Source organism: Sphingomonas cynarae (assembly GCF_039537815.1).
GTDB lineage: Bacteria > Pseudomonadota > Alphaproteobacteria > Sphingomonadales > Sphingomonadaceae > Sphingomonas > Sphingomonas cynarae.
Genome location: NZ_BAABBF010000005.1, coordinates 105,865 through 125,107, shown reverse-complemented (window position 1 = coordinate 125,107; position 19,243 = coordinate 105,865). Strand labels below are relative to the sequence as shown.

The following is a 19,243-nucleotide window of genomic DNA, read 5'->3' as shown; positions in this document are numbered from 1 at the left end:
GATCTTCGACGGATTCGGAAAAAATTTTACCCGGCAGTTGCGGGCCTGCCAGGTGTCAGCTTCCATATTAAGACTTAAGAGTGGGTGCCAATCAGCTACGGCAAGCCCCTTATCTTTGGTAACTTTCGAGGGCCACCGCTAATGACGTCGACCTTTATTGCCGTCTGAATATTTTAGCAGATCATTATTATTAGTAACCAGTAATTTTATTGGCACATAGATTTACTATCTCATCACCTGTCGAAATCAGTAAAATGCGTTCGCTCGTATCACACCAACTCGCTTGAGACGTCGCCGACAAATTCAGCCCACCAGACTCCGCCGTTGCCGCAAGGTAAGACGCTTGAACAATTCGACATTCTTCGTGGGCGCCTCGATCAGATGCCAACTCAATGCCCCTGCAAGCAGCGCGAGCGGGACAGTACAGGCTGCCAATGTCCACGGATCAATCAAGGGATAGGCCCACCGGATGTACGTCGCGATAGGCCACCCATATAGATACGTTCCGTAGCTGATGTCCCACCGATCGTTGATCGTTTGCAGCACACCCAGGTCTGCGCGAAACGATACCCAGAACAAGCCGACAGCGCCCAACGTCAGTATGGCGACCTCCCCCATCGCCGGAACGGCAACGATAATGACGACCATAGCGATCGCTGATACGGCAGCGACGTTGCCATGAATTGTCGGCGTTCGGCCATCGCCTCGTACCCACAGGCAAGCGCCGACCAGAAAGGCACTGGTAAGACGAACGACCTGCACCGGATCGCCGATCAGCAGCTTGATGGCATCATGACCTCCACACTTCGCCAGCAGGGTCGCAACCGGTTCGATGCCCGATGTGGCGAACAGGCCGAGTGCGATCAAGGTGATCGCCATCATTACCCCCGGCTTCCGCAAGACACCGCATATGCCTAAGACAAAAACGAGCAGGTAACAGCGAAATTCGTAGGCGATCGTCCACATCGCACCATTCAACAGCGGATAATGTTCTAGGCCGGGAAATTGCCCCGGATAGTAATCGGGCTGACGTAGCAATGCTATCTTTGAGATAGCCTTTGGCAACGCTCCTGATATTTGCGCCTCTACTAATGTCCCCAATACATAGATGCTGAGCAGAGAGGCTACGATGAATGCCGGATAAATCCGCATCACCCGCCGAGTAAGGTATCGCAGCGGGGTTGATCGCGTCATGCTTGCGGTAATCAAATAGCCGCTAAGCAAAAAGAACCCATCGACAGCAACGCTGCCCAAGGTAAGAACGCCGGTCAAAACAGCAAGTGGCTCTCTGCTTATATTACCATCGATCATTTCCGGCGCATGACCAACAATGACGGCACAGGCAAACATAAGCCTCAGAAATCCTACGTTATTCCTGCAATCCACCATGGCGCCGCCCCGCTATCAGCCGTCATTACCTGGCGCCGCCATATATTATTATCGTTGGTTTATAATGCTGAATTTTCTCTTATAACCGTCTCAAATAAGTAAAAGCGGCGTTAAAAAAATTTGCACTGCTTGATCAGATACTTAGAAAACGTAAAACGTTAACCACATCTATTAGTTTTGCGCCAAAGCGTCGATCAAAAATCTCGATTTCAAGCGCTTGGTGGAAACCTATAAATTGTTCATCACTTGAACTAGATAGCGGCGCTTGGATATCGTAATTCTGTGAAATTCTGCATAATCCATCACTTACTTGCCACCCATTTTGCGCGAGCACCCGATAGCGCGGGCTGCATCGCGAAGATGGATGCGCCATAATGATAGACGCTCAAACCTGCCGTTCTGGGTGGCAATGAGCAAGTAGATGCGCGGGAGGTGCATTGGAACGATGTGTTGCAGCTTGCGCACGGTGTTGCATCTGTCAGTGGGCTATCGACCGAGCCAAGCACTGCCATCGTTCATCACCGCACGTCGAATTTTACGTCGATCCCAGCAACCTGAAGGAGAATTGACATTTCCCGAATTTGAAAGGAAAATTCCATCAGCTTTTGGTGCGGGTACACAGCAGTTCAGAAAGTATGAAGATATACGGCCGATTCAGCAGGATCTTCGAAACTTAACTGTGCTCACTGCGCTTCGCGGGTAGTGGTGATCTTGCCGAATATCGGCGTCTTGACCGTCGAAAGGCGATCAGTCGCGTCGCCCATAAGATCGAAGAACGTGATGCGATTGGCACCGCGCTCCATCCAGGGCGCAGGCGTATACAGTGTATGTACCGGGCCAATCGACCAGAAGCGGCCGAGATTGTGCGTGCCGAGCCACAACTGCCCTTTGCGCAGCCCGCGCATGTCGAGATAGGTGTCGGCCGGCCGATCCACCTGCATCTCGACCTCGTAGAAACAGGGACCGGTACATGGCGCGTTCGATAGGCGGAGCCTCGACAGGTCATTCATCGGCAGGCGGAACATGCGCCAGTCGATCAGCGGCATCCCGTCCAGCGTGACCGCACCAGTCAATCCGGTTTGCTCGGTTCGGATGGCGTGCGAGTAGTTTACGCGGCCGGTATTCTCAACGAGGATATCCAGCGTCGCAGGGCCCGCGCGGGAGGGCAGATCTACCGCCTCCTGATCCAGCCGACGATCAAGCGTCCCTACCAGCTTCCGGTCGATATAGACCTGCGCATAGCTGTGCATGCCCTTGAGCAGCAATCGTCCCCCCTGCCCCTTGGGCAGCGCCACGCGGTACAGGACGTACCCGTAATTCTGGTCGAGTTCCTCGAAGGTCAACGGACGCGGGGAACGCACTGGTTCAGGCAGATTGTCCCATAGCGATGCGCTGCGCTGGATCGTGGAAACCGGAAAGGTCGCTGCAACGGTCGACGCCGGAGGCGTCACAGCCGGCTTGCCCGTGACCTCGGCGATCACCGAGGCCAGCAGCGCGTATTTGTATCGCGGATTCCCCGCCTCATCGAGCGGCGCATTGTAATCGTAACTGGTGGTGTCGGGATGATAATCTTTGCCGGTGTGCGAGTCGGCACCGTTCATCCAGCCGAAGGTCGTGCCGCCATGAAACATGTAGAGTGATACCGAATAGCCGCGCTTGAGCATGAACCGGAGTTCCTCGGCTTCCTTACGGCCGTCCGTCTCGTGGTGATCCTCTCCCCATTTGTCGAACCACCCTGCCCAATATTCGCCGACCATTCTCAGCCCGCCGGGGCGAAACGCCTCCAGCTTCGCCACGGCGTTGGCTGCACCGCCCGACCCGAAATTGACGACCGACGGCACATCGGGAAGCGAGCCCTTGGCCAGATCGGATGCTTGGTTGGAGGTGAACAGCACGCCATCGGCCAGCCCGGCACGGCGATAGCTCGCTTTCAGCCCCTCCAGATAGGCTTTGTCCTGACCAAATGCGCCATATTCGTTTTCCAGCTGGATCGCGACGATCGGCCCGCCATTACGCAGGAGCAGTGGCTTCATCTCCTGGCCCAACCGAATCAGCCACCGCTCTACCGCCGCCGTATAGGCCGCGTCGGTCGAACGAAGGACGAGGCGGCGATCCTTCAACAGCCACGCAGGGTAGCCACCCAGTTCCCATTCCGCGCAGACATAGGGGCCGGGGCGCAGGATCACATCCAACCCCTCGGCCTGCGCGTCGCGGATGAAGGCGGCCAGATCGTTCTGCCCGCTGAAGTCATAGACGCCCGGACGCGGTTCATGCGCGTTCCAGAACGCATAGGTCGTGATCGTATTCAGCCCCATCGCCCGCGCCTTGTGCAGGCGATCACGCCAATAGGCGCGCGGGATGCGCACATAATGCATCTCGGCGGATATGACCTGATGCGGCTTGCCGTCCTTCAGGAAGCCGGTGCCGGCGACGGCAAAGCCATGCGCTGGGCCCACCGACTGTGCCACCACCTGTCCGCCGAACGATGCAGACATCATCAGTGCCGGCCCCAGCGCCGACCGGAATAACAATCTCATATACCTTACTCCGTCACTGCACCGGGAATGTAGGGCCGCCACCCCTGAACCGAGCATTCAGTGGCCATCGCACACCCGATCCGTTGAACAGCCTTCAATGACACCGATTTGCGCACACGTTGCCGACGGCTCCACCTTCCGATCCCAAAAAGGCACGGGGCAAGAATTCACCGCCGGTCAGAAAGACACATCCAGACCGTAATCGGTTTCGACCTGCACCGAGTCAAGCGATGCCACCTGATCTGCATCGCCGCGCCTAGCGATGGCGGCTTCGTCCAGATAGATCGGTGCATCCTTGCGCAGCGGCAGGATCGACAGCGTCAACGGCTGGCCAAGTCGGCCGTCGAAGCGGCGCAGGTTCACCTGCCACGAGCGACCGTCGAAATAGCGGTCGTCGATCAGATCGGTGCCGACGAACAGCCGACCGATGTCGCCAGCCCAACGGATTACCAGCCGGCGATCTTCGATCGCAGCCGGGCCAGCCGGCGGCACCGTCAGCGTCCATGCGGCCGCGGTGGTGAAGCTTTCCGGATAGGGTTCGACCGCCGCCTTGGCCGGGCCGCCGATCTGGACAGGCGACGCTACGCCTGCGGGGCGCAGTGGCTTCATCGTCACCCGGTACGTCCGGGTCGGCGCGGTCGTGGTATATCGAGTGAATACCCCGTCCTGTCCCGCCGCACGCAACGGAAGGGTTCCTTTGACGACCGTGGCGGCCGGTAACATCGCAAAGGTGAAGCGTGGATCGCCGCGCGATACCAGATGCATGCCATTTGGCGTGGGCGCGATCTCGTCTTCGGTCATCACCAGCCGGTCGGTTCCCGCCACCGTCACTTTGCTGATCCGTCGTGCCTGTTCCTGTGTCAGGATCAGCACCCGCTCCCGCCGGCCGCGGGTGTCAATGATGTCGATCATCGCATTCGTGCCGGGCTTCAATTCCTCGACGGTAAAGACGTCGCCGGCCCGGTCGATGCGGGCACCGCGGGCACGTACCGCGGCGGCTCTTACCGCGAGGCTGACAGGTATGCCCGGCACCGCGTGCAGCACCGTCACATGTCCCGCCGGGGTTGCGATCGTCGTCAGCGGCTGAGCGGTCGCCCATGCCAGCCGTGCATCGGTTGCGCCGAGGGCCATATCGATCGGCCAGATGAAGTAGCGGTCGGCTGGAATATCGATCGGAGTCGCGGGAAACGTCACCGGTCCTGATGGTAGATCGACGACGAAGCGCACACTGCGCTGCATCGCGGCCGGATATTGGCGGATATGGCTGTTGTAGAACAGGAAGGCGCGGTCGCCGTCGCTGCGGACCGAAAAACGTGGTGTCGTCAGATCGTCCGGTCCGGTCGGCACGCGATCCGGACGGCGGACGGCCATCGGCGCCAGCTTCGTCCCCCATTCCTGCAGGAACAGATGGAATGGCCGGATAGCCGGCAACACCGCATTCGCCATGCCGTATTGGCCGAACGGCGCCTGAAAGTCGTAATCGATGATGGGCAGATCGTTATAGCCGCCGATCGCGGTCTGCTCCTGCAGGGTCGTGCGCCCGATCGCGTTACGGCCGCCGTGATACATGTAATAACCGTAAAGGTTCACCCCTGAACCCAGTTGCACCGGCAGCATCGCGGCGATGTCGTCCGGTTGCATCACGGGCCGGCGCCGGTACATGGTGGGGATACCGCCGCCATATTCCGCGCCCAGAAAGGGCGTGTGCGCGATGTCGCCATCGGCATCGCCGGTCCTCCCGCCCCGGGTCTGCGCACCAAGATCGCCGCTGACCCGGCTGCCGAACCGAAAGGCGTAGGTTTCCTTCGGCGGCAGCTTGCCGGTCGACTTGCCCCATGGTTCGTCGGGATAACCGCCAAACACCGGCATCACCTCACGGTGCGGATAGACCGTCGCATCCCATCCCGTGACTGTATAAAGCGGCACATCGAAACCCAGCTGGACCGCCAGCGCCTTCAGCGTCGCTATATGCGATGCGCCCTGCCCCGGCCCCCGAAGATTATATTCGTTTTCGATCTGCACGCCGATCACGGGGCCGCCGTCCCGCCACAGCAGCCCCTGCACCTGTTTCTGCGCCTCGTGCCAGAACCGCTCGACATGGCGGAGATAGACCGGATCATCACCGCGTGTCGGCATCGACCGGACGGCCCAATCCGGGATACCACCGTAGCGAACCTCGGCATGGACCCATGGGCCAAGCCGCAGAAACACCTTCAGTCCATGCCGCCCCGCCGCCTCGACGAAGGCGCGCAGATTGCGATCACCCGACCAGTCGAAGCGGCCTTCCACCTCCTCATGATAGTTCCACATCAGATAGGTCGCGACGATATCGATGCCCGATGCCTTGATCTTTGCCAGTTCCGCGTCCCATTCGGCCATGGGCGTGCGGACATAGTGGAACTCACCCATCACCGGCAGCCAAGGCTGGCCATCAAGGGTCAGATATCGGCTGTTCGCACCGATAATCGACCCGTTCGACGCGCGGGCGGCGCCAAGCTTCAGGTAGCCCTGCTCAGGTACCGGTACGTCACCTCGAGCATCTACCCGCAGGGTCTGGGCAATGGCCGGCTGAGCCATCACGAAAAGCAGGAGGGTGTGCAGAACCGCACCCTTCCCGACCGGGCACCATGACGTCACCAGCGATCTATGCCGGGATCGTCGCGCATCCTGAGATCCCGCGGCGATAAAAGACGATCTGCTGAAATCCATGGAAGCTCCCTTGCTGGCCCCGGATTATCGTCCGCACCCCGAAAACGCCACTGATGATGTCCTATCTATCTGCCAAGTATCCAACGTCCTTATGCTTCCGGTTCGATTTGCAGTCGCCACCAAGTTAGGATAATAGTTCGCAATAGCTTTCCGTATCCACATGTGAGTGTGACGCCATATATCCGGGACATGTCGACCTGAATCTGCTCGCGACGCTTGCGGTACTGCTACAGACCAAAAGCGTAACTGGCACGGCGCGGCGGCTCGGGCTAAGCCAGCCGACGGTCAGCCGTTCGCTGGCGGAGCTGCGTCGCATCCTAAATGACCCGTTATTGATCCGGACCAGTGCCGGCATGCAGCGCACATCCCGGGCGGATGACATGGTCGAGCCGGTTCAGCGCTGGCTCACATCGACCAGTGCGCTATTGAATCCACCCTGCCAAGAGCCGGAAAGGCTCGATCGCTGCTTCCGTATCGCCTGTACTGATTATGGCGTGCTCACCGTCATCGCACCTGCATTGGCGCCTATCACCGCAGCCGCACCGCAAGTGACGATCGACATCGTACCGTTCAGTGCGGACATGACGCAGAAACTGGCATCGGGTGAGATCGACCTGATCGTCTCGGGACTGAAACCGGATCATGCCGTCGTGCACAGTCGATCGCTTTTCGTCGACAGCTATAGCTGTGTCATGCGGGGGGATCATCCGCTGGCCGAACCGGAAACCCCATTGTTGCTGGATGCGTTCTTCGCGTGGCCACATATCGGTATCGTCGTCAGCGATCTGGCGGTCGATGGGGTCGAGGTCCGACTCGGCACTCGCAGCGTCGAACGTCGGGTGACGGCACGACTGCCCTATTTCCATGCCGCCCCTGCCCTGATCGCGGAAAGCGACATGATCATGACCCTGCCCACGCGGGCTGCGACGCGCTTCGCGAAAAGCTACGGCCTCGCGACCCGACCCGCACCGGTCGAAATAGATTGCCTCGATTACCGCCTGTTATGGCATGAACGGTCCGCCCGCGATCAGGCGACGATCTGGCTCGCCGAAACACTGGCACGGGAGTGCGCATCCGCGGGGTGAATAACGGATATCCGGAATGTGAGGCTGGCTAGGCAGCGCCCTGTCTAGCATAGACATGCGAACGACTTGCAATAGCAAGCGAGAAAGCCGGGACCTTTATCATGCCATCTACTTGCTTCCGCTCCAGTGCGGCGCTCATCGCGCTCGCCTGTTCCCTACCCTTGCCCGCCACCGCGACGGTCGGTGCCCGTGCGAACGATACCGACCCCCAGAACGAAACGACGCGGGCCGATGAGATCGTGGTGACCGCCTCGGGCGGGCGGGAACAACAGGTAAAGGATGCGCCGGCATCGATCAGCGTGTTGACCCGCGAGGATCTGGAGCGGCTGCCGTATCGTGAAATCACCGATGCGCTGTTGGAAATTCCGGGTGTCACGGTGACGCCCGGCGAAGGCAACAGCCGCGATATCTCGATCCGCGGCATGCCAGCGCAATACACGTTGATCCTCGTCGACGGAAAGCGCCTGTCCAGCCGCGAGACGCGCACCAATGGCGGCAGCATTTCCGAAGGCGGCCAGTTGCCGCCGCTGGAGGCGATCGAACGGATCGAGGTGGTGCGCGGGCCGATGTCCTCGCTCTATGGATCAGATGCGATGGGCGGCGTTGTCAACATCATCACCCGGCGGATCGCCACCACGTGGCGCGGCAGCGCGCGGGTCAATGGCACGATGCAGCTGGGGTCTGAATACGGCAACGTCGCCGACGGCAATTTCTACCTGTCCGGGCCGCTTGTCGGATCGGTCGGCATCCAGTTGCAGGGTGCGATGACGCGGCGGGCCGAGGATCGCGTCGTTGGTGGCACACCGGAACGCAAGGACGACAGCCTGGCAGGCAAGATTGGCTGGAACGCCGGCGACCGGCACAGTTTTCTCGCGGAACTGGGCTATTATCGCCAGACGGTGACCTCTACCGCCGCCAGAACCATCGCACCCGGCCCGACGGCGCCGTCCGGTACGCAGAGCACGCAGGCCCAGCGACGCTATGTTGGATCCGTCAGTCATACGGGACGCTGGGGCTTTGCCAGTTCGGAAAGCTATCTTCAGCTGGAAGATGCCGAGAGCCTGCAGGATGGCAAGCGGATCAAGAACACGGTCGCCCAGTCGATCTGGGTGGTGCCACTGCCCGCCAACGCGCTGAGTATCGGCGTCTATTACCGGAACGAGGATCTGTCGGATACCGTCGGCAACCTGCTGGCGGGGTCGACCCGCGATGGCGCCAGCCGGCGGCAGGTCGCCCTGTTTGCGGAAGACGAACTGACGATCCTGCGCGGATTGAGGCTGACCGGCGGCATCCGCATGGACGACGACCAGCAATATGGCACGCACTGGACGCCGCGCGTCTATGCGGTGTGGAACATCGAACGGCGCCTCACGCTGAAGGGCGGCTATTCACAGGGCTTTCGCGCACCGAACCTGCGACAGACGCTGCCCGACTGGGGCCAGTCCAGCCGTGGCGGCACTATCTATGGCAATCCCGATCTGGAGGCGGAGACATCGCGCACCATTGAAGCAGGCCTGTTGTTTGACGGCGGCGCATTCCAGGCGAGCCTGACCGCCTATGATACGCGGTTCAACGACCGGATCACCCGCGTCACCTGCGTGGTTGCGGGCGCGTGGTGCGTAGGCGAGCCGTTGAGCACGATCGGACGGCCTCCCACCACCTATGTCAACGTCGACAAGGCAAAGGTACGCGGGATCGAGGCAACGATCGACCTGCCGCTGACTGCGACGCTGAAGGTGACCGCGACCGGTACGCTGACGGATTCAGAACAACTGACCGGTGCCAATGTCGGTGCCGCGCTAAACGACACGCCGAAGCAACAGGCCAGTGCCTCGTTGAACTGGAAACCCGATGCCCGGTTCGGTGGCTATGTCCGCGCGATCTTTCGCGGCGAGGAGGCGATCACCGAGGCACAGATCAGCGGCAATACGATCGTGGCACCATCCTATACGACGGTCGATATCGGCGGATCGTACAAGGTGTCACCGCGCTTCACGCTATATGGCGGCATCCAGAATATACTCGACAAGCGATTGAGTTATGATCGCTTCGGGTATGTCGTCGATCCCGCGAGAATCTGGTTGGGCCTCGGAACGCGTTTCTGACATGTGTCAGAGCAGCAGATCGTGATCATGCCGTATCTCGTCCGGACGGCGACGAATGCGAGTATCAATCGCACCGTCTCTAGGGGCCCGGCCATATGGGGGATGCGGCGCCGTCGGTCATCGCGATTCGGGCAATGCGGCCATCCCGCTCATAGCGAACCCGGTCAATCGCGACCTGACGCTCGCCTTTGAACGGTGCGGGGCCAGCTTGCCGATCCCAACGATGATAGGCGATCATCCAATCCCCCGACGGTGATTGAACGAAACTGTGATGGCCGGGTCCCTGATGCCGTGCGTCGCTCCCAAGTATCTCGCCTCGATAATGCCACGGCCCTGTCGGCGAGGAGGCGGTGGAATAATGCACCGAATAGTCATCCGCGTTCCAGCGACCGTGACTGTATGACAGATAATAAGTGCCGTTGCGTTCGTGCATGAACGCACCTTCCGTGAAACGCCGGGGTTGCTGTATCGTTACTTCCCGACGGATCGATACCATGTCCGGCGCCAGCTCCCATATGCGGAGCCGCGCCCCTGCGCTGCCGCCGGCATATAGATAGATGCGACCCGATCTGGGGTCGGAGAAGACCATCGGGTCGATCGCTTCGAACGGCTTCGGATCCTTTTCCGCCTTGCCGACGAGCGGACGACCGCTGTCGCGATATGGGCCTTCAGGCCGATCTGCGATGGCGACCCCGATACGGCTGGGCGTGGGATTCTGTGGGCCTACCGAATAGTAGAGATACCATTTGCCGGCTCGCGTCGCGACGGCGGGCGCCCATAGGAAATGCTCCCGTGCGCCGTCCTCGCCTATCCAACCGATCTCGTCCCGCTGGATCAGCGTACCGCGGCTGCGCCACTCCTTCAGGTTTGCCGAGGAGAAGGCACCAAACCGGTCCGCCTCCCATGCCCCACCGGGCCCGCCGGTCGGAAAGATCCACAATTCGCGGCCGATCACCATTGCATGGGGATCGGCACCCTGAAATTGCGAATTGTCAGCCAAAGCCGCTGTGGCGAACAGCCCTGTTGCCGACAGGGTCGATAGAAACGCGGAAAGGCTGCGCATGATCTGCTTCATCCTGATGATCGTCAGAACCGGAACCGCACACCTAATGAATAGGTCCGCTCCAGATACACGATCTGGCGGGCATATTGATCGCCGGCGTCGTTGAACTGGCGGTAGCGACGCAGCGGATTGCCGAGCAGGTTAACGATATCGAAGGCCAGGCGACGCTGGGGATGAGCGAGCGGCGGGCGTGCATGGTCGTCGGGGCAGACCGCACGAACATGCGGTATCGCTCGTGTCGAGGAGATGATGGCGACCTGCGGTCGCGTTTGCGTGAGCTGGCGTAGCAGCGCCGGCGGTTCGGCTATCGGCGTCTGCACATCCTGCTGCGCCGGGACGGCATTACGATCAACCGCAAGAAGACCGAGCGGCTCTACCGGGAGAACGAGCTGACGGTCAGGCGCCGGAAGGGACGAAAGCGCGCGGTTGGCGCACGGGCGCCCGCGTCGGTGCTGGCGCTCCCAAACCAGCGCTGGAGCCTGGACTTCGTGCACGACCAGCTTGTTACCGGCCGACGGTTCCGCATGCTCAACATCGTCGACGACGTCACGCGCGAGTGCCTCCGGGCGGTGGTGGACACGTCGATTTCGGGCCGGCGGGTCGTGCGCGAGTTGACCGATCTGATCGCCGAACGTGGCAAACCGACGATGATCGTCAGCGACAACCCTGTCTCGAGCTCTTCGAGAGGGGAACCGAACTGACGTCGAACGCGGTGCTCGCCTGGTTCGGCGACGTAGGCGTCGAGTGGCATTACATCGCGCCGGGCAAGCCGACGCAGAACGAGTTCGTCGAGAGCGTCAACGGTCGCATGCGCGACGAGCTGCTTAATGAGACGCTGTTCCTCACTATCGGTCAGGCCCGCTCGATCCTCACCCGCTGGGTCGACGACTACAACACCGAGAGACCGCACTCCTCGCTCGGCTACGCTACCCCGGCCGCATTCGCTGCCGGGCTCGAACAGCAACGGGCGGGGTTGACCCCGCCCGTTGCTTCACCTGCGCTCATGCGTAACAAAACCGTTCTGTCTCTGGCCGCAATTGGATGAAAGACTGGTGTCACGTCACGCCCATGCGGGGGTCGTATCAAATAAATCCTTATGCAGCCAAAAATGACAGCTTGGGGGCATAAGTTGCCAGCATATAGGTGTCAGGTGACGATGTGGTTTATTTCATTTCCAACGCGAGCCTTTGATTGGTTCAACTATCGCGCCTTGTTAATGCATAAAATGGGGATGTCACCCGCAACGAAGGACTGCATCGCTCCGATCCTGCTCTGCCCCATCATGCATCAGCCAACTCGACTGGCCCAACCGTGTCGTCGTCCCAGTCCGGGTCCTCGGTACAGCATCCCGACGCAGGATCAGCTGAATGTCGAAGTTCGCGGTGGGTCCGGCCACTTGTCGGATCGTCGTGATCATCCGCTCGCGCAGATTGCTGCCATCGAAGAACGCGTCGAATTGGGCACGTGCGAGAGGTCCTATCTTCACGCGGAATCGACCCGCGACGTCGATTGCCGTGGCGCCAAGCACTGCATCGGTCGCAAGCCGTGCGTAGGCTGCAGCCGTCTTTCCCCCACCAAGCCGCGTTTGTTCATTTGGGCCAATGCGGATGCGGCGTGGCTCCAGTTCGATCACCTCGACCGGCACGTCGTACAGCGAGGCCAGTGTGCGGCGCAGCGCGTCGGGGGAACGGACACGCCGCGCCAGTAGCCCCGCCGCCCCCAGGATACGAGGGTCCTCGCCCGGCGCGGTTAGCCCGGCCAGTGCCGCCAGCGCGCGCGACACGGGATCGGTCAGCGACCCCTTCGTCTCGCCGAACCCCACCGGCACCCGGTATTTCGCCCAGGCGCGGTAGAACAGGCTGATCGCGCGGTGGTTGAACAGATCGACGAACGCGCCGAACGCTTCGTCCCGCGCGCGGTCACGGGCGACGACCAGTTCGGTGTAATGATCGGGCATCACCCCCATCGGACCAGTCAGCCCCATGAATGCAGCCTCCATCCGGACATGTCCGCCCGGCGCGACCTGCGTCGCTGCCCCCAGTTCCGCATCTGGGTGCCGCGAGCCGCGCATGGCGACGAAGCGGACCGGCTCCGCCGCGGGGCGCACGTCGCCACCGATCGCCGGGCCACCGATCGCGGGTCCGGCGGTCGTGATTCCGGATGCGGCGATCACCTGCCGCACCGCCTCGAAAAATTCCGCGCGCAGTCCCTCCGGCAGATCGGCGGGGGATACCGGCAGCGCCGCGCTCACGACAAGGTCCGCGTGCCCGTGCGCGCGGGCCATTGCTGCCAGACCTCGCGGTCGCCCGCCAGCGTCAGGCGCAGGCGGCTGAACGCGTTGATCGCCGCCATCGCCGCGAACAGCCGATCGAGCAGCGTTCCCAGCAGGAACGCGCCCGATCCGGACAGGCGACGATCCTCGAACTCGGCGATCACGTCGATCCCGCTGATGAAGGCAATATGCCCCCCCGCCGGTGCCCGCGCGCTCGATACCGTGGTGGTCAGCGTCTTCAGCCGTTCGCGCAGGATGCGGCTGGCGGTGCTGGGCTGATATTCGTGCAGGACCAGCAGTTCCTTGACCAGCGACAGCGCCAGCGCCGGCTCCGCAATGCTGATCTGCCCCAGCGACAGGTGCGAAATCAGCCGCCACAACGCCCCCGCCCCGCGCTGTGGACGCAGAGTCGGCGACGGCGCGGTGATCAGTTCCGCACCCGACACCAGCGAGGCGGCCGTACTTAGCATCAGCTTCGGCCGGCCGCCGCCGAACGGCAGCGCGGCGGCCAGATTGCGGTTGGTGCAGGTCAGGTCGATCGAGGCGACGTGATCCGCATCCGCCACCACCGCGCCAGCGGTATCGGTCAGCGTCAGGAACATGTCATCGCCCCCAGTCGGCGCGGTGGCGGTGCGCCGAGTCAGGTGCCAGTAGCGCAGGCCCGGCGATCCGCGATCCTCGCCGGTGCCGAAGAACGGGCTGTACGCCTGTTCGCGACCGGTGCGATCGGCCACAATCAGCCGGTCGACCGAATAGACCTCGGTCGTCGCCTCCCGCCGGGCATCGGGGATGATGCGATGCTCGAACCGGCCGGGGACGAGGCGGATCGGTTCCGCCGCCTGTTCGAACAGGTTGACGACGGGCGTGGCGAACAGGCGGAAATCGCCGGCGGTAACCAGCCGTTCCAACGCCGGATCGAACCGGTCGAGATACAGGAACGCCTCCATCGTCCGCTTGCCGTCGCGCAAAGTCTTGGCGGCCATGCCGGTGATGTCGAAGAACAGGAACTTGTCGGGAAAGCCGTGATATTCGCTGAGCAGCGCGTGCGCCGGATCGCTGACCGCGCCCAGCGGCAACAGTACCTCGTCTGCCGAAAAGCCAACCGCGCGGATCGCGTCGCGACCAAGGATCACCGGATCGGCATCCACCGCGCTGTCCGCCAGCGCGACGGAGATCGTGCCGCCGACCACCAACTCGTACAGCATCTGCGACACGCGCGGTTCGGCATGGATGTGAAACCGCAGCCGGTCGATCCCCAGCGACCCGAAATCGGCGTCGCCCAGACACGTCAGCGACAGGCGCAGCACACCGGTGGCATGGCCCGCCGCGCGGTTCAGCGGCGCATCCAGCGGCAATCCGCCAACCGCGGCGGCGGTCAGCTCGATCGGCCACAGTTCGATCGGATAACCGGTGCGGAAACGGACCGGCTCCCCCTCCACCGGCTCGGTCAGCACCTCGGTCCGCGCGGGCAGCGTCGCCGACCCGCGCATCCCCGGCCGGGGCGTCACCTGCATGATCGACATGGCGGGGAACGGGCGCAGATAATGCGGATAGAGGATATCGAGCAGCGCGGTGGTCAACTCGGGGAAATCGTCGTCCAGCTTCATCCGCGTGCGCGCGTTGAGGAAGGCGAACCCCTCCAGCAGGCGCAGCACATGCGGATCGTCGATCGTGTCGGCGGAAATGCGCAGCTGGCTGGCGACCTTGGGATTGGCGGCGGCGAACTCACCCGCCATCGCCCGCATGAAGCGCAGCTCGCTGTTGTAATAGGGCAGGATGTCGTCGAACATGCCGGTCAGCCCCCGATCACCAGTTGCGCGCGGACAGGATCGACATGGCTGTCGAAATACATCTCCTCGCGCTTGGTCCCCAGCATCACCGTGCCGGTAACGCGGAAGCGCAGCGTGGCATCCAGTTCGTCGCGATTGGGCAGCACCGTCACCTCGAACCGGCCGAGCCGGGGTTCCAGCCGCCGCAGCTGCTTCTCCGCCTCCTCGACGAAGCGCGCGCGGAAATCGGCGGAGGCGAGGCTTTCGTTGGTCAGGTCGTCGAGCCCATAGGCGAGCAGCGAGCGGTCCAGTTCCTCGAACCAGACCGGCCAGCTGAGCAGGTGCCGACGGCTGTTCAGCATCGCCTCGATATCGCGGCGCAGGCTTTCGCGCTGCGCGGCGATGCCGCCGTCGCCGGCCTGATGGATGCTGGTGCGGTCGAGCAGGCTGCCAGCGATCATGCGGCGGTATCCGGGGCAACGCTCAATTCCTCGAATCCGTCGAGCGTCAGGATATCATCGCCCGCCAGCCAGCCGCGCTGGCCGATGCCGCGCAACCGCCCGTCCGCCTCCTCGACCCAGTCGGTCGCGCGGCCCAGCCGGTGGGTGGCACCGCCGTCGCCGCCCGCGAACGGGTAGAGCGCGGGGATATAGACGGTGCCGCCCGGCCCGCCCGTCACCTCGATCTCGGCGGGGCGCCATACCAGATCGCGCAGCCGTTCCGGTTTGGCGGGGCGGAGTGCGGCGACCTGCGACAACGGCACCCACAGATAACGGCCGTTGCCGGTCAAGACCTCCAGCACACCCGCCACCCGGTCGTCGAGATCGCGGAATCCCTCGTGCCGCTGGCCGTCCACCGTCACCGTCAGCGCCGGGGGTTCGTCGGCGAGCGGCGCGGTGCCCGCCAGCAGCGCGAGCGCGGCGACGACGCCGGCATCCGGTTCGGTCACCAGATCGGGCGGGCGGCGCTCGGCAAAACTCTGGTCGCGCCATGTTGCCGCGCGGATCAACTGGCGCAGCAGCGCGAGGCCCACTGCGCGCGACGGATCATAGGTGCCGGCCAGATCGGCGTGGTTGTCCGCCTTGTCCCACTCCCCCAGCACGATCAGGATATCAGCGAGGTCGAGCCGGGCGCGGGCATCGTCGGGCCTGGCCCGCACCCGCGCAGCGGCCAGCGCGCGCGCCTCGTCCAGCCGCGCGTCGCGGAGCAGGGCGGCGAGTTCGGGATCGGACGGGTGGGTCATGCCGCGCGCGGCTCCTGAATGGTGGTGACGAGGTGGAATTCGCTGACGACCTGATCGAGCTGGAAATGCGGTTTCAGCGCGATCCGGCATTCATAGGCGCCGGGCTTGCCCGCGATGTCGGCGACGGTGATGCGGCCTTCGCGCAACGGGAACCGCGCCTTGGCGTCGTAATCCATGTCGTCGCCGCCGCTGGTGTAATCGTTCAGCCAGCGTTGCAGCCGCATCTCGCATTCGGTGGCGGACTGGAACGATCCGATCCATTCGCGCCCGATCACCTTGATGTAATGGGCGAAGCGCGCGACGCACAGGATGTAGTTGAGCATCGTGCCCAGCCGTTCGTTGACCCGCGCCACCTCCGACCCGAACACGCGGGCGGGGCGGTGGAGCGAGGGCATGTTGTGGATCGCCAGGAACGGCGTGTCCTTCACCCGGCGGATCGCGATGAACCCCGCCTCGGCCAGTTCGCGGTCGATCGTTTCCGATACATGCACCTCGACCGGGGGTTTCACGATCTTGCCCGGCGCGTCGGTCGCGAAATCGACCGGGGGCAGCGTCGCCACCACCCCGCCTTCCAGCCGGTCGCGCACGGTGCCACGGATCGCCGCCAGCCAGCGATGATCGCGAAACGCGCGCAGGCAGATGTCGCCGAACGCAAGCGCCCCCGGCCCCCACAGCACCTGCCGGTCGTCCGCGTCGTAGCGAAAGCCGATATCCCCGGCGCTGCGCCCCCGCCAACTGCCGCGCAACCGCACCCGCGGCACCACCAGCCCCAGAAAGCGCGAGTCCGGCAGCTGTTGCAGGCTGTGCAGCCGCAGGTAATCGGGCTGGCGGAAATCGGCGGCGATCGACTGGCGGCGATCAAGTTCGGCGAACCCGTCCAGCCCGAACAGGCCGGGCGCACCATCCATCACGATCGGCGCGAAAGCGGCGGCGGCGACCTGCGCCAGCATCCGCAGTGCGCCGACATCGTCGCCGGGATGATCGCGCGACGGCCGGTGCTGCACCGCATAGAGCGCAAGGATCATGGAGAACGGCACGCCGCCGGGCATGTCGAATTCCTGATTGTAGACGATGTCGAACAACGCGCTGTGTTCCACATCGACGCTGCGTTCGAAATCGCGGACCAGTTCCGCCCAACGCGCATCGAACAGCCGCAACCGCGACAGGCCGTCCGCACCCAGCCCCTGCACCAGCCATGCGATGCCGCGCCACGCCGCCTCCAGCGTAGCGAAGCGGGGATGGACGAGGATCGCGTCGACCTGCACCGACAGCATCGTGTCGATTGCCGCGACCGCGCGGTCGATCCGCCGCCGCAACGCCCGCCGCGCCGCCGCCTCACCGCCGGGATCGGGCGTGACATCCGGTGGCGGCACGAGCAACCCGCCCGCATCGCCACCGCCCAGATCGGTGAAGCGATCCGCCCCCGGCTCTGCCGCCGGATCGGGTACCGCGCCGTTCGCGTGGCCGGTGTCGAACCCGGCGACCTTGCCGGCATCGGGTGCGCGATCTACTGGGGCGACGTCTGCGCCGGCCCCGTCGTCGTCCGCCCCCGTTGCTCCCCCCGCCGGCGTCATGCCTTTTTGGGAATACGCGCCACCAGCCGGAGGGACGCACTCAGTTCCTCCATCTGCAACCATGGCCGCAGATAGGCGACCGCGTTGTACGATCCCGGCGCGCCCGGCACCGGCGACACCTCGATCCGCGCCTCGCGCAGCGGGAACTTGGCGCGGATTTCCTGCCCGCCGCCCTCGGCCGCGTTGACGTAGTTCAGGATCCAGCGGTTCAGCCAGCCCGACACGTCGTCGACCTCCATGAACGAGCCGATCTTGTCGCGCGCCATCACCTTCAGATAATGCGCGAACCGCGACGAGGCGAGGATGTAGGGCAATCGTGCCGAGATCGCGGCATTCTCGGTCGCCTCCGCCCGGTCGTACTTCTTGGGCCGCTGCGTCGTCTGCGCGCCAAAGAACACCGCGTAATCGGTGTTCTTGTAATGCGACAGCGGCAGGAAGCCGAGATCGGACAGTTCCTTTTCCCGGCGCGAGGTGATCGCGATCTCGGTCGGGCATTGTTCGGACATGTCGCCATCGTCCGACTGGAACAGGTGCGTCGGCAGGTTGCTGACCTTGCCGCCGCCCTCGGCCCCACGGATCGCGGTCGTCCAGCCGCTTTCGGCGAAGGCGTTGGTCATACGCGTGCCCAGCGCATAGGCCGCGTTCATCCAGCAATAATCGTCATGCGCCAGCGGCCGGGTGGCACCGCCGCCCGATACCGGTGCCTCCTCATAGGCGAACTCGTCGATCCGCTTGGTATCCTCGCCATATGGCTGGCGGGCAAGGACGCGCGGCATTGTGAGCGTCACGAAACGCGAATCGTCGGTGTCGCGGAACGCCCGCCACTTGGTGTAGTCCGCGGCCTGAAACTTCTCGCTCAGGTCCCGCGGCTTGGACAGTTCCTCGAACGTATCGAACCCGAACATCTGCGGCCCCGCTGCCGCGACGAACGGGGCGAATGCCGCCGCCGCCACGCCCGACAGGTTGCGCAGCAGTTCGACATCCTCCTGACCCGCACCGAAATAATAATCGCCGATCAGCGCGCCATACGGCTCGCCGCCCGGCGTGCCGAACTCGTTCTCGTAGATCTTCTTGAACAACGTGCTCTGGTCGAACTCAGTCGCGCGTTCCAGATCGCGGGCGAGATCGCGCTTGCTGGCGTTGATGACGCGGATGCGCATGTCGCGCCCCGTCTCGCTGTTGGTCACCAGATAATGCAGCCCGCGCCAGCTGCCCTCCAAAGCCTTGAACTTCTCGTCGTGCATAATCGCGGCGAGCTGCGCCGACATCTTGGCGTCGATCGCGGCGATCGCGTCCCGCATCGTTACGGTGAAGTTGCGCGAATAGCTGACCGTGCCGGCCAGCGCCTCGTCGGTAAATGCGCGGAGCAGTTCGGCGACCTGATCGGGCTCGGTCTGGCGAGTCGCGCCGATCACCTCGTCGAGCAGGCTGCGCCCCTCGGTCAGCGTCGTGGTGGTGGCGGGCGAGGCAAGGCCGCCGCGGTTGATGTCGCTCATC

General features: G+C 63.2%; 12 protein-coding genes and 1 pseudogene. 3 read left to right on the top strand and 10 right to left on the bottom strand.

Annotation, left to right across the window (positions count from 1 at the left end; translation table 11 throughout):
* Positions 1–303: 303 nt before the first annotated feature.
* The 3 genes from ABD719_RS11750 to ABD719_RS11740 all read right to left on the bottom strand — a co-directional run bounded on the left by ABD719_RS11750 (position 304) and on the right by ABD719_RS11740 (position 6,503).
* Positions 304–1,350, bottom strand: a complete 1,047-nt coding sequence (locus ABD719_RS11750) for an acyltransferase family protein (protein ID WP_344693562.1) — start codon at positions 1,348–1,350, stop codon at positions 304–306.
* Positions 1,351–2,072: 722 nt separating this feature from the next.
* Positions 2,073–3,926 (bottom strand): glycoside hydrolase family 35 protein, encoded by a 1,854-nt coding sequence (locus ABD719_RS11745; RefSeq protein WP_344693561.1) that lies wholly within the window; start codon positions 3,924–3,926, stop codon positions 2,073–2,075.
* 177 nt (positions 3,927–4,103) lie between these two features.
* Complete coding sequence (locus ABD719_RS11740; RefSeq protein WP_344693560.1) at positions 4,104–6,503, bottom strand: beta-galactosidase; 2,400 nt, start codon at positions 6,501–6,503, stop codon at positions 4,104–4,106.
* A gap of 308 nt (positions 6,504–6,811) precedes the next feature.
* Here ABD719_RS11740 and ABD719_RS11735 point away from each other — a divergent pair, with 308 nt between their 5' ends.
* Positions 6,812–7,720 carry a LysR family transcriptional regulator gene (locus tag ABD719_RS11735; RefSeq protein WP_344693805.1) on the top strand — a complete coding sequence of 303 codons (909 nt, stop codon included), beginning with the start codon at positions 6,812–6,814 and terminating at the stop codon, positions 7,718–7,720.
* A gap of 101 nt (positions 7,721–7,821) precedes the next feature.
* Positions 7,822–9,825 (top strand): TonB-dependent receptor domain-containing protein, encoded by a 2,004-nt coding sequence (locus ABD719_RS11730; RefSeq protein WP_344693559.1) that lies wholly within the window; start codon positions 7,822–7,824, stop codon positions 9,823–9,825.
* A 79-nt stretch (positions 9,826–9,904) separates the two neighbouring features.
* On the opposite strand, the gene ABD719_RS11725 is transcribed toward ABD719_RS11730, so the two are convergent.
* Positions 9,905–10,888 carry a family 43 glycosylhydrolase gene (locus ABD719_RS11725; RefSeq protein WP_344693558.1) on the bottom strand — a complete coding sequence of 328 codons (984 nt, stop codon included), beginning with the start codon at positions 10,886–10,888 and terminating at the stop codon, positions 9,905–9,907.
* A 158-nt stretch (positions 10,889–11,046) separates the two neighbouring features.
* On the opposite strand from ABD719_RS11725, the pseudogene ABD719_RS11720 reads away from it, so the two are divergent.
* Positions 11,047–11,933, top strand: a pseudogene (locus ABD719_RS11720) (IS3 family transposase); the annotation flags it as partial.
* A gap of 189 nt (positions 11,934–12,122) precedes the next feature.
* Here the strand turns inward: ABD719_RS11720 and tssG are convergent.
* From tssG to tssC (ABD719_RS11690), 6 genes are read right to left on the bottom strand one after another with little or no spacing between them, the layout of a single operon-like run.
* Entirely contained in the window at positions 12,123–13,139 is a 1,017-nt protein-coding gene (gene tssG / locus ABD719_RS11715; RefSeq protein WP_344693557.1) for a type VI secretion system baseplate subunit TssG, read from the bottom strand.
* Complete coding sequence (tssF, locus tag ABD719_RS11710) at positions 13,136–14,950, bottom strand: type VI secretion system baseplate subunit TssF (protein WP_344693556.1); 1,815 nt, start codon at positions 14,948–14,950, stop codon at positions 13,136–13,138. The genes tssG and tssF overlap by 4 nt, the downstream gene beginning before the upstream one ends.
* 5 nt (positions 14,951–14,955) lie before the next feature.
* The gene (gene tssE / locus ABD719_RS11705) at positions 14,956–15,390 is read right to left on the bottom strand and encodes a type VI secretion system baseplate subunit TssE (RefSeq protein ID WP_344693554.1); all 435 of its coding nucleotides are present in this window, start codon (positions 15,388–15,390) and stop codon (positions 14,956–14,958) included.
* Positions 15,387–16,172, bottom strand: coding sequence for a type VI secretion system accessory protein TagJ (locus ABD719_RS11700; protein WP_344693553.1), 786 nt, complete (start codon positions 16,170–16,172; stop codon positions 15,387–15,389). Before ABD719_RS11700 ends, tssE begins: the two co-directional genes overlap by 4 nt.
* Complete coding sequence (tssC, locus tag ABD719_RS11695) at positions 16,169–17,746, bottom strand: type VI secretion system contractile sheath large subunit (protein ID WP_344693552.1); 1,578 nt, start codon at positions 17,744–17,746, stop codon at positions 16,169–16,171. The genes ABD719_RS11700 and tssC (ABD719_RS11695) overlap by 4 nt, the downstream gene beginning before the upstream one ends.
* Entirely contained in the window at positions 17,743–19,242 is a 1,500-nt protein-coding gene (tssC, locus tag ABD719_RS11690) for a type VI secretion system contractile sheath large subunit (protein ID WP_344693551.1), read from the bottom strand. The genes tssC (ABD719_RS11695) and tssC (ABD719_RS11690) overlap by 4 nt, the downstream gene beginning before the upstream one ends.
* Position 19,243 lies beyond the last annotated feature (1 nt).